Origin of the sequence: Methylobacterium sp. P1-11, from assembly GCF_008329595.1 — a bacterium.
GTDB lineage: Bacteria > Pseudomonadota > Alphaproteobacteria > Rhizobiales > Beijerinckiaceae > Methylobacterium.
Genome location: NZ_NPKS01000008.1, coordinates 58,490 through 70,723 on the forward strand (window position 1 = coordinate 58,490; position 12,234 = coordinate 70,723).

12 protein-coding genes and 1 pseudogene are annotated in these 12,234 nt (G+C 70.2%); 8 read left to right on the forward strand and 5 right to left on the reverse strand.

All coding sequences use genetic code 11. From position 1 onward, the window contains the following. Nucleotides 1–18: 18 nt before the first annotated feature. Both CIW48_RS10270 and CIW48_RS10275 read left to right on the forward strand, forming a co-directional pair. Nucleotides 19–1,491 carry a M81 family metallopeptidase gene (locus tag CIW48_RS10270; RefSeq protein ID WP_149310705.1) on the forward strand — a complete coding sequence of 491 codons (1,473 nt, stop codon included), beginning with the start codon at nucleotides 19–21 and terminating at the stop codon, nucleotides 1,489–1,491. Beyond that, nucleotides 1,488–2,630, forward strand: a complete 1,143-nt coding sequence (locus CIW48_RS10275; RefSeq protein ID WP_149310706.1) for a M20/M25/M40 family metallo-hydrolase — start codon at nucleotides 1,488–1,490, stop codon at nucleotides 2,628–2,630. Before CIW48_RS10270 ends, CIW48_RS10275 begins: the two co-directional genes overlap by 4 nt. Before the next feature lie 170 nt (nucleotides 2,631–2,800). Here CIW48_RS10275 and CIW48_RS10280 read toward each other — a convergent pair whose 3' ends face one another. Beyond that, entirely contained in the window at nucleotides 2,801–4,195 is a 1,395-nt protein-coding gene (locus CIW48_RS10280; RefSeq protein WP_149310707.1) for an amidase family protein, read from the reverse strand. A 318-nt stretch (nucleotides 4,196–4,513) separates the two neighbouring features. On the opposite strand from CIW48_RS10280, the gene CIW48_RS33205 reads away from it, so the two are divergent. Further along, the gene (locus CIW48_RS33205) at nucleotides 4,514–4,675 is read left to right on the forward strand and encodes a hypothetical protein (protein ID WP_173009238.1); all 162 of its coding nucleotides are present in this window, start codon (nucleotides 4,514–4,516) and stop codon (nucleotides 4,673–4,675) included. A gap of 59 nt (nucleotides 4,676–4,734) precedes the next feature. On the opposite strand, the gene CIW48_RS10285 is transcribed toward CIW48_RS33205, so the two are convergent. Continuing rightward, the gene (locus CIW48_RS10285; RefSeq protein ID WP_149310708.1) at nucleotides 4,735–5,658 is read right to left on the reverse strand and encodes a metallophosphoesterase; all 924 of its coding nucleotides are present in this window, start codon (nucleotides 5,656–5,658) and stop codon (nucleotides 4,735–4,737) included. 64 nt (nucleotides 5,659–5,722) lie between these two features. Beyond that, nucleotides 5,723–6,214, reverse strand: a pseudogene (locus CIW48_RS10290) (VIT1/CCC1 transporter family protein); the annotation flags it as partial. Nucleotides 6,215–6,508: 294 nt separating this feature from the next. Here CIW48_RS10290 and CIW48_RS10295 point away from each other — a divergent pair. From CIW48_RS10295 to lpxK, 3 genes are read left to right on the forward strand one after another with little or no spacing between them, the layout of a single operon-like run. Continuing rightward, nucleotides 6,509–7,294: a lysophospholipid acyltransferase family protein gene (locus CIW48_RS10295; protein WP_091779867.1), complete on the forward strand. Its 786-nt coding sequence runs from the start codon at nucleotides 6,509–6,511 to the stop codon at nucleotides 7,292–7,294. Further along, nucleotides 7,291–8,622, forward strand: a complete 1,332-nt coding sequence (locus CIW48_RS10300; protein WP_149310710.1) for a 3-deoxy-D-manno-octulosonic acid transferase — start codon at nucleotides 7,291–7,293, stop codon at nucleotides 8,620–8,622. The genes CIW48_RS10295 and CIW48_RS10300 overlap by 4 nt, the downstream gene beginning before the upstream one ends. Next, nucleotides 8,622–9,602, forward strand: a complete 981-nt coding sequence (gene lpxK / locus CIW48_RS10305; RefSeq protein WP_149310711.1) for a tetraacyldisaccharide 4'-kinase — start codon at nucleotides 8,622–8,624, stop codon at nucleotides 9,600–9,602. Before CIW48_RS10300 ends, lpxK begins: the two co-directional genes overlap by 1 nt. 3 nt (nucleotides 9,603–9,605) lie before the next feature. Here lpxK and CIW48_RS10310 read toward each other — a convergent pair whose 3' ends face one another. Further along, nucleotides 9,606–9,824 (reverse strand): DUF2093 domain-containing protein, encoded by a 219-nt coding sequence (locus CIW48_RS10310; RefSeq protein ID WP_091779874.1) that lies wholly within the window; start codon nucleotides 9,822–9,824, stop codon nucleotides 9,606–9,608. Nucleotides 9,825–9,885: 61 nt separating this feature from the next. Then, a complete protein-coding gene (locus CIW48_RS10315; RefSeq protein WP_149310712.1) occupies nucleotides 9,886–10,872 on the reverse strand; it encodes a bifunctional riboflavin kinase/FAD synthetase in 987 nt (328 codons plus the stop codon). A gap of 301 nt (nucleotides 10,873–11,173) precedes the next feature. Here CIW48_RS10315 and CIW48_RS10320 point away from each other — a divergent pair, with 301 nt between their 5' ends. Continuing rightward, a complete protein-coding gene (locus tag CIW48_RS10320; RefSeq protein WP_012317888.1) occupies nucleotides 11,174–11,557 on the forward strand; it encodes a response regulator in 384 nt (127 codons plus the stop codon). 109 nt (nucleotides 11,558–11,666) lie between these two features. After that, complete coding sequence (locus CIW48_RS10325) at nucleotides 11,667–12,200, forward strand: protein phosphatase CheZ (protein ID WP_149310713.1); 534 nt, start codon at nucleotides 11,667–11,669, stop codon at nucleotides 12,198–12,200. The last annotated feature ends 34 nt before the right edge of the window (nucleotides 12,201–12,234 follow it).

Genomic DNA, 12,234 nt, shown 5'->3' on the forward strand with positions numbered 1-12,234 from the left:
ACTGATAGGGACAGGACCTTGAAGATCTTCATCGCGGGTCTCGCCACCGAGACCAATACCTTCGCACCCTTGCCCACCGGACTGGCGGCGTTCCACGCCGACTACGCCCGTCGGGACGGCAGCCGGAACCCGCCGAGCCTCAGCAACATCGGTCTCAAAGCCTGGCGCGAGATGGCTGAAGCCGACGGGCATACGATCGTCGAGAGCCTTTCGACCTTCGCCCAGCCCGGCGGGATCACCCTGCGGGCCGTCTACGAGGAGCTGCGGGACGCCCTGCTGGAGGATCTGAAGGCCGCGATGCCGGTCGACGCGGTGCTGCTGTTCATGCACGGCGCCATGGTTGCCGAGGGCACCGATGATTGCGAGGGCGACATCCTGGAGCGGGCCCGCGCCATCGTCGGGCTGGACGCCACGATCGGCGTCGAACTCGACCTCCACTGCCACCTCACCGAGACGATGCGGGCCAATGCCGACGTCATCGTGATCTACAAGGAGTATCCGCACACCGACATCGTCGACCGTGCCCGCGACCTCTACCCGCTGGTGGTCCGGACCGTGTCAAAGGAGATCCGGCCGGTGATGGCCTATGCCGATTGCCGGATCATCAACATGTGGCGCACCAGCCGCGAGCCGGTCGCGGGCTTCGTGCGTCGGATGGAGGCGCTGGAGGGGCGCGACGGCATCCTTTCGGTCTCCTTCGGGCACGGCTTCCCGTGGGGCGACGTGGCGGATGTGGGTGCCAAGATGCTGGTCGTTGCCGACGGTGATGGCGCCAAGGCGCAGGCACTGGCCGACGAACTCGCCGGCGCCGTCTGGGCGATACGGGAGGAGGCGGCGAGCCACTGCGACACGATCGATGCGGCGATCGATCTCGCCCTCGCCTCCGACGACCCGCGCCCGATGGTGCTGGCCGATTTTGCCGACAATGCCGGTGCGGGCGCGCCCTCCGACAACACCGCGATCCTCGCGCGTCTCGCGGAGCGGGGCATCAGGGACGTGGCCCTCGGCCTGATCTGGGATCCCGGCGCGGTCGGCATTTGCCACGAGGCCGGACTCGGCGCGACCTTCACGCTCCGGATCGGCGGCAAGTGCGGCGTGACCTCGGGTGACCCGGTGGACCTGCGCGTCACAGTCCGCGGCCTCTCGGACGACCACAGCCAGACCGGCCTCAGTGGCGGCCGGGCCCATCTCGGCCCCGCGGCCTGGGTCGAGGCGGACGGGATCCACGTGGTGCTGACCCACAAGCGCCAGCAGGCCTTCGCGCCCGACGCCTTCACGGGCCTCGGCCTGAGCCTCGACGACAAGCGGATCGTCGTGGTGAAGTCGATGCAGCACTTCTACGCCGCCTTCGCGCCGATCGCGAGCGAGGTCCGCTACGTCGCGGCGCCGGGCGCCGTGCCGCCGGATTACGGCGCGATCCCCTACACCAAGCGGTCCGGTCTCTACTGGCCGCGGGTTGCCGATCCGTTCGCCGAGGAGAAAGCCCGATGATCCAGGATCTGCACGTCGACGCGCGCGACATCCTCGCGACCCTGCAGCCCTGGGTCCTGTGCGAGAGCCCGACCCACGACGCGGCGGCGGTCAACCGCATGATGGGCGTCGCCGCCCGCGATCTCGCGCTCCTCGGGGCGACCGTCGAGACGATCCCGGGCCGCATGGGCCTGAGCGACTGCGTCCGCGCCCGGTTCCCGCACCGGGACCGCGAAGCGCCCGGCATCCTGGTGCTCGGCCATCTCGACACGGTGCATCCGGTCGGCACCCTCGGGAGCCTGCCCTGGCGGATTGAGGGCGACCGCGCCTACGGTCCCGGCATCCTCGACATGAAGGGCGGCAACGTCGTCGCGCTGGCGGCGATCCGCGCCCTGGCGGCGGCCGGGATCGAGACGCCGCTGCCGGTGACTGTCCTGTTCACCGGCGATGAGGAGGTCGGCAGCCCCTCCACCCGCGACCTGATCGAGGCGGAGGCTGCACGCCACGCCTTCGTGCTCGTCCCCGAGCCGGGTCAGCCCGAGAACGGCGTGGTCACCGGTCGTTACGCCATCGCCCGCTTCGACCTCGAGGCTCTTGGCCGACCGAGCCACGCCGGCGCCTCGCCCCACGAGGGGCGATCGGCGATCCGCGCGATGGCGCGCAAGATCCTGGCCATCGACGCGCTGTCGGATGCCGACTGCACATTCTCCACCGGGATCGTCTCGGGCGGGCAGTGGGTGAACTGCGTCCCGACCGTCTGTCGCGGACAGGCGCTCAGCATGGCCAAGCGCCAAGCCGACCTCGACCGCGGCGTCGAGCGGATGCTGGCCCTCTCGGGGGAGGAGGACGGTGTCCGCTTCACCGTGTCCCGGGGCGTGACCCGGCCGGTCTGGGAGCCAGATGCGGGCTGCATGGCGCTCTACGAACAGGCGCGTGGGTTGAGCGAAGCGCTCGGCCGGCCCCTGCCCCACCGCAGCGCCGGCGGCGGCTCGGACGGCAACTTCACCGGCGCCAACGGCATCCCGACCCTCGATGGCCTCGGACCGCTGGGCCAGGGCTACCACACCCTTGAGGAGCACGTGCTGATCGAGACGCTGCCGCAGCGGGCGCAGCTGTTCGCGGCACTGCTGGCAAACCTTGGAGCGTCAGGCGGGGCCTGACCTAACCCCGGCCGCCCGCATGTCAGGCGGCGCCCCGTCAGAGCGGCCAGCAACCAGGGTGCTTTCCAGACTCCCCTTGGTGGCGATCACCGACATGTTGCAGCGTTTGCAATCACTGATTGCAAACGCTGGGCTATGCCCATTCAGTTTCGAGGAATGACGGTCGGGCGTCAGACCGGGTCCACCGGCATCTCCGGTACGCCGCCGGCCTCGATGGCCGCGCCGGCCGCGAGGCACAGGTCTTCCCGATATCGGGCCGCGACCAATTGCACGCCGACGGGGGTGCGCCCGATGAGCCCGGTCGTCACGGTGAGCGCAGGGATTCCAAGCGGCGCCAGTCCCACCTGAAGCAGATTCGCCTCGAAGGCCCGGGCGATCCCGGCATCGCCGGTCCGGTCGAGCCCGTCCGGGAAGGGCAACTCGCCGGAGACCGGGACCAGCAGCACCGGGTTCTCGGTGAGGAACAGCGACCATTCCCGCGCCAGTGTCGCGCGCCGGGTCAGGGCCCGGGCGATGGCGTCGGGCGCCATCGCTTCGGCTCGCGCCCGGAAGCTGTCCAGAAGCCCGATCGCCGCCGGATCACCCTCCCGCTCCGCTGCAGCCCGGACCGCCGCGTAGCCGTCGCCGAGCCAGAGCTGGAGCTGGAGTTCGCTTGCCTCCCGGATCGGCGGCGTCTCGGCGATCTCCGTGACCACCCACCCGGCCCCGCCGAGGCGCCGCGCGGCCTCGCGCAGGGCGGCCTCGACCTCCGGTACCGTGTTGAGCCCCCCCGGCCGCACGCAGAGAGCGACCTTGCGCGGGACGCGCGGCCCCTCCAGCGGCGCCGGCACCCACCATGGGTCGCGCGGATCCGGTGCCGCCATGACCTCCAGGCCGAGGCGCACATCCGCGATGCTGCGGGCGAGCGGGCCTGAGACCGCCATCAGCTGCGGACCGATGCCGCGCTCGGGGGAGGAGGCGTTCCAGGCCGGGATCCGGCCCAGGCTCGGCCGCAGCCCGTGCACGCCGCAGGCATAAGCCGGATAGCGCACCGAGCCGGCAATGTCGGTTCCGTGGGCGATCGCGCCGATCCCGGCCGCCACCGCGGCGCCGGCGCCGCCGGACGAGCCGCCGGGCGTCAGCGCCGGATCACGGGGGTTCTTGGTGTCGCCGTGGAGCTGGTTGGTGGTGAACCAGCGGAGGGAGAAAGCGGGCGTGTTGGTTCGCCCGAGCAGCACGGCGCCGGCCCGGCGGATATTGGCGACGACGGGATTGTCGTCCGTCGCCACGAGGTCACGCTGGAGGCGCAGCCCGTTCGTCGTCGCGAAGCCATGCTGGTCGGCGTTGACCTTGATGGTGACCGGCACGCCCGCGAGCGGACCGGGGGCCTCGCCGCGCGCGCGGGCAGCGTCCACCGCCTCGGCCTGCGCCAGCACCTCCTCCGGCCGGTGCTCGACAACGGCGTTGATCCGCCCGTTGACCGCATCGAGCCGGTCGAGAGCGTCCCGCGCGACCTCCCTGGCCGAAACTTGGCCGGTGCGGATCAGGGCCGCGAGATCGGTCGCCGTCAGACGCCAGAGCTGCATGGAGGTACCTTTCGAGCGCCCGGACGGGCGGATCCATCCTACGATTCGCGCCGCCCGAGCGGCTCTCGGCCGGCCCGCGCAGCATATTCAATATGCAAAGCGACGGCCGCTTTTTTACGCATCCGCGGATCGCAAGCCCGGGCAAGGCTTTGCCGCGTTGCAGCAGAAAGACCTAAGCATTTCGACGTAGACGGCTCTTGCCACCCCTGGAACGACTGATAACCTCGCCCTCGTTCGCGCGTTCGACCGGCCAATTCAGCAAGAAGGGATGATTTCCTTAGACAAAGGCAGGCAACCTCCAGCATAAGGCAGGCTCCCATGGCAGAGGTGATTCGCGTCAAGCCGACTCACGACGGCACCTACACCGTGTATCGCGGAACACTCGCGTTGATATGCGGTCTCACCCGCCTCCAGGCCGAGCGCTACGAAGCGAGCCTCAGCCGACAACAGCGCGCCGACCTCGCAGTCGCCGGCATCTGATTCGCCCACCGCTCTTCGGGCCGGCGCCGCCGATTGCGCGGTCGCGCCGGCTCAAGAGCTCAGGCGTGTTCCGCCTCGCCGAGATCCAGGGCGCCGAGATCGCCCATGGCGCCTGATGCGTCGAGTCCTCGTCTGCGGGCCGTGACCGTGAACCCCCGTTCCGCCCGGCCGATCTCGAACAGCAGATAGGAGGCCCGGCGCGACGCGATCGCCCCGTGCCCGTCCGCGCGTGCCGACGCGGAGGGGGCCCCGATCACCGGAACGACCCGACCGTTCGGTCCCGGGATCTGGGCCGCGCTGGTGATGTGATTGTGACCGTGCAGGATCAGGTCCGCTCCGGCCCGCGCGATCATCGCGGTGAACGCTGCGGCGTCTTTCAACTCGCGCCCCGGCGCGGCGCCTCCCGGCTGCGGCGGATGGTGGATCATCACCACGCGGAAGGGCCGGCCCGGCTCCGTGGCGAGGGCCCGGAGCAACGCTTCGACCGCAGCCAGTTGTGGCGCCCCGAGGCGGCCTGTCGCCACGAAGGGTTTCGTCGGGATCGCGCTCGACAGGCCGACCAGAGCCAGAGGGCCACGCCGCCGCAGGTAGGGAAAGCGGCCCCAAGAACCGGAATCATCGCCCGTGTAGCGGCCGCAGGTCGCGAGCAGGCCTTCCAGGGAACCGCGGACATAGGCATCGTGATTGCCCGGCACGAAGCTCACCGCCTCCGGCGACCCCAGCGCTTCCAGGAATGTCCGGGCGGTCTCCCACTCGCTCGGCAGGCCGATGTTGCACAGGTCGCCCGTACAGGCGACGTGCTCGGCACCCTGCGCCTTCATGTCGGTGACCAGCGCCTCCAGCACGGTCATGTCGTGGCTGCGCGAGCGCCCGCGCCGCCAATTGGCATAGCCGGTGGCGCGCTTGCCGATGAGATGGCGGAGGCGCACCCGGCCGAGAGGCCCGACATGCGGATCGCTGAGATGGACGAGGCGGAAGGTCAACGCCGGTGGTCACCCTCGACACGGGGACGTAAGGCGCTCCGCATCGCGGGCGCGACGCTTCCCGTCAAGCGCTTCCGATCAGCATCCCGACCACCAGCACCAGCGCGCCGCCGACCATGACCTGCAGGGCCGCGCGCCAGAACGGCGTCGCCATGAAACGCGTGCGGATCGCCGCGATGACCGCGAGTTCCACCACCACCACGAGAATGGCCAGGCTCGTGGCCAGGACGAAAGGATTCGGCCAGCCGGCCGGGAGCGTGTCGGGGATCGCATAGGGCAGCGTGTGGCCGAGGCCGCCCAGTGTGGTCATCGCGCCGCAGACGAGGCCGCGCAGCCACGGGTCGCCGCGGCCCGTGACGGCACCGTCGTCCGACAGGGCCTCTGTGAACCCCATGCTGATGCCAGCGCCGACCGAGGCCGCAAGCCCCACCAGGAAGGTCGCGCCGTTATGCCCCGTGGCGAAGGCCGCGGCGAAGATCGGTGCAAGGGTCGAGACCGAGCCGTCGATCAGTCCGGCGAGGCCGGGTTGGACATAGCGCAGGACGAAGGCGCGCCGCGCCTCCTCGTGAATCTCGGCGGCGCTCTGGAGAAGGGCGGCCATCGTAAAGCTCCTCTTTGGATCTATTCCAATCTACAGTCTAGAATTTGTCTAAACAAGAGGCGCTGCCGTGTTTTCGCCGCGCCGCAGGAGCATCCGCGGGACCGGAATGGCCGCCCGTACAGGTGGTCTATCCGTACGGTTGTGGGCGAGGCGGATTGTTTCGTCTCAGGCGCGGGGGCTAGACCATGCGCGGTCGAATTCGATCCCGAACTGATCGGGTGATGGCGGTCGAGCCGCCTCGGGCGTGACATGGGTCTCGGCAAGCGTATCCTCCGTCATCCCGCAGTGCAGCGCCTCCTCGGCCGCATCGCCGCGTCCTATCTGCGGCTCGTGCAGACGACCAACCGCTTCGAGGTCCACGCGGCCGGGGCTGCGCCGGGCAGCGTGGACCGGTGGATGGACGCGCGGCTGCCGCTCATCGCCGGCATGTGGCACGGGCAGCACATCATGATGCCGTTCATGCGCCGGCCGGGTGATCGGGTCGCCACGATCATCTCCAAGAATCCGGACGGCAACATCAACACCATCGCGCTGGAGCGCCTCGGCGTGCGCGTGATTCGGGCATCCGGCGCCCGCGGCCGAAGCCGGGCCAGCGACACCCGCGCCAAGGGTGGTGCGGAGGGCTTCCGAGCGATGCTGCGGGCTCTCAAGGCAGGCGAGTCCGTGGCCTTCAGCGCGGACGTGCCGAAGGTGTCGCGCCGGTGCGATGCCGGGATCCTGACGCTGGCGCGTTTCTCTGGCCGGCCGATCGTTCCCGCTGCCGTGGTGACGAGCCGGCATCTACGGTTCAAGTCCTGGGACCGGGCCTGCCTTGGCCTCCCCTTCGGGCGTGGAGCGATCGTGCTCGGGGAGCCCGTCTACGTTGCGCGGGATTGCGAGGGTGAGGCGTTCGAGGCGCTTCGACGCCATGTCGAGGCCGAGATGAATCGCGTCCATGCCCGCGCCTACGCGCTTGTGGGGCGTGCCGACCGGGCCGCGCTCTACCGCGAGGCGCCTGAGGTGACAGCCTCCACGCCGGTGGGAGACCTCGCGTGAGGCGCCCCTCCGTCACGCTGCCGCTGCAGGCCTACCGGGCCGGCCTGCGCATCGGCGAGCCAGCGCTGACCGGCCTGCTCGCGTGGCGCGCGCAGCGCGGCAAGGAGGATCCACGCCGGCTCCCGGAGCGGCGGGGCCTGCCGGGCCGGGCCCGGCCCGTCGGGCCGCTGGCCTGGATGCACGGGGCGAGCGTCGGCGAGGCCCTGTCGCTGATCGGGCTCGTCGACGGCATGATCGCCCGCGGCTTCTCGGTCCTCGTAACCACGGGCACACGCGCGGCCGCCGAGCTGGTCGGCGTCCGGCTGCCGCCGGGCGCGGTGCATCAGTACATGCCCCTCGACGCGCCGCGCTGGGTCGGCCGTTTCCTCGACCACTGGCTGCCAGATCTCGCGGTCATTGCTGAATCGGAAATCTGGCCGAACACAATCCTGGCGCTGGACGAGCGCGAGGTCCCCCTCATTCTGGTCAACGGGCGCATGTCGGAGCGCTCGTTTCGGGGTTGGGAGCGCTGCCCGCGCACCGCGAAGGCACTCCTGACGCGGATCGCGATCTGCCTGGCGCAGACTCAGGAAGACGGCGAGCGCTTCGCCAAGCTCGGCGCGCCGCGGGTGAGCATCGCCGGGAATCTGAAATTCGACGCGCCGGTGCCCCCGGCCGATGCGCAGCAACTCGCCTATCTGGGTTCCATGGTGGCCGGCCGGCCGGTTTGGGTCGCGGCGAGCACGCATTCCGGCGAGGAGGCGATGGTCGTCTACGCGCACGCGATGCTGAAGGCGCAGTTTCCCCAGCTCCTGACGATCATCGCCCCGCGGCACCCGGCCCGGGGTGCAGAGGCGGTCGCCTGCGCGAACGCCGTCGGCCTGCGCAGCGCCCAGCGTTCCACTGGCGGGCGGCCCCATCCCTCCATCGAGGTCTACGTCGCCGACACGATCGGCGAGCTGGGCCTGTTCTACCGCATGAGCCCGCTGGTGTTCCTCGGCGGGTCTCTGGTCCCGCGGGGCGGCCAGAATCCGATCGAGCCCCTGCGTCTCGACTCGGCGGTGCTGCACGGGCCCCACACCGAGAATTTCGGCGTGATCTATCAGGCCCTCGACCGTGCCGGCGGCACCCTGACGGTACGCGACGGCGTCGAGCTGGCGGCGGTCGCCGCCGAGCTTCTCGGCGACCAGGCGCGGCTCGCCGACATGGCCCGCGCGGGGCAGCGCGCCCTCGAGCCCTTCGAGGGGGCGGTGGCCCGTACGCTGGCGGTGCTCGACCCATTCGTGGCGCAGATGAAGCTCCAGCGCCTCGACCGGGGCACCCCCGTACGACCGCTGGCGCGAGCCTGATGCGACCTCCGGCCTTCTGGGCGGCGGGGCCGGATCACGTGGCCGCGCGCGGCCTCGCGCCGCTCGGGGCGGTCTACGGGGACCTCGTGGCCCGGCGCATGGATCGTCCCGGCGCGCGAGCCGGCTGCCCCGTCCTGTGTCTGGGCAACTTCACCCTTGGCGGGGCCGGCAAGACTCCGGCCGCCCTGATGGTCGCGGCCCTCCTCGCCGAACTCGGTGCCGCGCCGGCCTTCCTGTCCCGCGGATATGGGGGTCGGACCGCGGGTCCGGTGCAGGTCGATCCCGAGCGCCACGCGGCCGCCGAGGTCGGCGACGAGCCGCTGCTCCTCGCCCGTCGGGCACCCACGATCGTCTCCCGCGACCGCCCGGCGGGTGCTGCCCTGTGCCGGAGCCTCGGCGCTGACGTCATCGTGATGGACGACGGCCTGCAGAATCCGAGCCTCGTCAAGGATCTCAGTCTCGCGGTGGTCGACGGCTCGGCCGGCCTCGGCAACGGCCTGCCGTTCCCGGCGGGGCCGCTGCGCGCGCCGCTGGCCCGGCAATGGCCGCATGTCGGCGGGGTGATCGTGATCGGCGACGGAGCCGCGGGCGAAACGGTCGCCCGGGCGGCCGAGCGACGCGGCCTGCCGGTCCACAGGGCGCGGCTCGTCCGGGAGGCGGACGATCTGGCAGGCCGCCGCTGCCTTGCCTTCGCGGGCATCGGCTACCCGGAGAAATTCTTCGCGAGCTTGGCCGAAGCGGGAGCGGTGGTCGCCGGGATGCGCCCGTTCCCAGATCATCATCCTTACCGGGAGCGAGAGCTTGCCGCTCTTGCCGAGGCGGCCCGGCGCATCGGAGCGGACCTTGTCACGACCGAGAAGGACGCGGTGCGCCTGCCGCCGGCCTTCTCGGCCGGCGTGCGAATCCTGCGCGTCCACCTCGTCCTCGACGACGCGGACGCCCTGCGCCGGCAGATCCGCGACGCGGTCGGCGCGCCGTAACGGTCAGGGGCGCCCGGTTTCCTTCAGCCGCTTCAGGATCGCCTCAGGGGAGGCATAGGCTTCCTGGCGGGTCGCGCTCCAGTAGCGCAGCGCGTCGATCGCGATCGGCTCGCCAGTCACCGCGCAGCGCACGAAGCTGCCGGGCTTGACCACCCGCATCGTGCCATCGCCGTACTCGACGACCGCCTCGCCGTTGTTCCCGCGCTCGTAACGACCCAGCACGTCCGCCTCCTGCTCGATGACACCTTCTACACGATCCACGCCTGCCGCGATGCCCGCGGGATCAGGTCAGCATCGACGAGGTTAGATCGCGCGCCAGCAGGGTCCGCGCCGTTTGGGCATCGACGTGCATACGCTCGACAAGCGCCTCGGCGCTGGCGAACCGCTCCTCGCCGCGGATGTAGCCGACGAACTCCACGGCGATCTCCTGCCCGTAGAGATCGCCGGAGAAGTCGAAGAGATAGGTCTCCAGCAGCGGTGCGCCGTCATCGAACGTCGGACGGCGCCCGTAACTCGCCACGCCGTCGTGGAATCCGCCCGAGGCCAAGCGGACCCGCACCGCGTAGATGCCGTGCGCCAGCCCGCAGTCGGGCAGCATCATGTTGGCGGTGGGAAAGCCCAGCTGCCGGCCGCGCTTGTCGCCGTGTCGGACCGCGCCAAGGACGAACCAGCGGTAGCCGAGAAGCGTGTTGGCACGGACGATGTCGCCGGCCGCCAGCGCCGCACGAATCGCGCTCGACGAAACCGGCTCGGTCTCACCGCCGAGGGCGACCGGTGCCACGATCTGGCAGATCATCCCCGCCTCGCGGCAGAGTTCGGCGAGGATCGCAGGCGTACCTTCGCGGCCGCGGCCGAAATGGAAATCGTGCCCGACGACCACGCCGGAGAGGGCCAGGGACCCCTTCAGGAAGTCGAGCACGAAGGCGCGAGCCCCGGTCTCGGCCAGAGCCCCGTCGAATCGGCGCACGATCAGCCCGTCGAGGCCCAGATGCGCGAACACGATTTCCTTGGCGGCGAGGCCGGTCAGGCGGAACATCGGCGCGTCGGGCGCAAAATAGGCCCGCGGATGCGGCTCGAAGGTCAGGATCGCGGCCGGCCGACCGGCGGCATAAGCCGCGGCACGCACGATGTCGACGAGCATCCGATGGCCCAGGTGGACGCCATCAAAATTGCCGATCGCCGCCACGGCCCCGGCGAGGGCCGGGGGGACTGGCGCGTCGGCGCGGCAGATCGTGAAGGGCCGCGCGGCCGTGTCGTCGCCTGGGGCCATCGGTTCGGGGTCGAGTGCCTGGAAGAGTCGGATGGGGTCGCCTGACAGATCCGCGAGGGGCCCGACGCCGCCGGACCCTGCCGAAAGGTGCCCGGAGGGTCAAGCGAAGCCCCGGCGTCCGTGCGCGCCTCCGCGCCGCAGGCATCGGGGTTGTGCGCCGGCCGCGCCGATTAACGCCTTCGCAATGCGCATGCCCTATTTGAAAAGCTGTGCAGCGCAGCTAAATTGCAGCGTTAGCGAAGCGTTAATCTATCCGGGAGCCGCCGCGGCTTCCCGCCGGGCAATACGGAGCAGTTGTTCGATGGCTCTCGATCTGAGCATGCCGATCCTCGTTGTCGACGATTACCAGACGATGGTCCGCATTATTCGCAATCTATTGAAGCAGCTCGGCTTCGAAGAGGTCGATGATGCTTCCGACGGAACCGAGGCGCTCGCGCGACTGAAGGGGCGCAAATATGGCCTGGTCATCTCCGACTGGAACATGGAGCCGATGACGGGCTACGAGCTGCTCCGGCACGTGCGGGCCGACGAAAATCTTCGGACGACGCCGTTCATCATGGTCACCGCCGAATCGAAGACCGAGAACGTGATTGCGGCCAAGAAGGCCGGGGTGAACAATTATATCGTGAAGCCCTTCAACGCGGCCACGCTGAAGTCGAAGATCGAGGCAGTCTGCGGGAGCTGACCGGCCCCCTACTTCGTCCCCGCACCGTCCGACCGGATCGCCGCTGTGGCGCCCGATTCCGAGACGTGGCGTGGCCGGACATGACGGCCACAGATCCGAGGAGGAGAGCATGTCGTCAGCCGCTGCCCGGCAGGCCGATCTGCGGTTTCGAGAACCGCAGACGGTGATCGCCGAGCTGATCGAGATTGCGGATTACATCGCCCATCTCCGCGAGGAGATCGGTGCGTTGCGCGCGAACGAGATGAGCCGCGACCGGATCCCCATGGCGCACGAGGAACTCGGCAGCGTCGTCACGGCGACGGCGGGCGCCACCAACACGATCATGGAAGCCGCCGAGGCGATGCTCGGCCTGCCCGACGGGACAGGCTACCGCGAGGCCGTCGAGGAGCGCATCAACACGATCTTCGAAGCTTGCGCGTTCCAGGACATCACCGGCCAGCGGATCGCCAAGGTGGTGGAGTCGCTGAGACTGTTCGAGCAGCGCCTGGACCGATTCGTCAGCGCCGTGAAGGCCCGCGATGCGGCCTCGCTGGACCCGGCCGAGCGCGCCCGGCGAACCCGGGCCGAGGATCTCATGTTGAATGGCCCGCAGACCGTGGATGCCATGCCGTCTCAGGACGACATCGACGCCCTGTTCGCCTGACGCGGTCTCAGCCGGCTGAGCCTCGGCCGCCGAT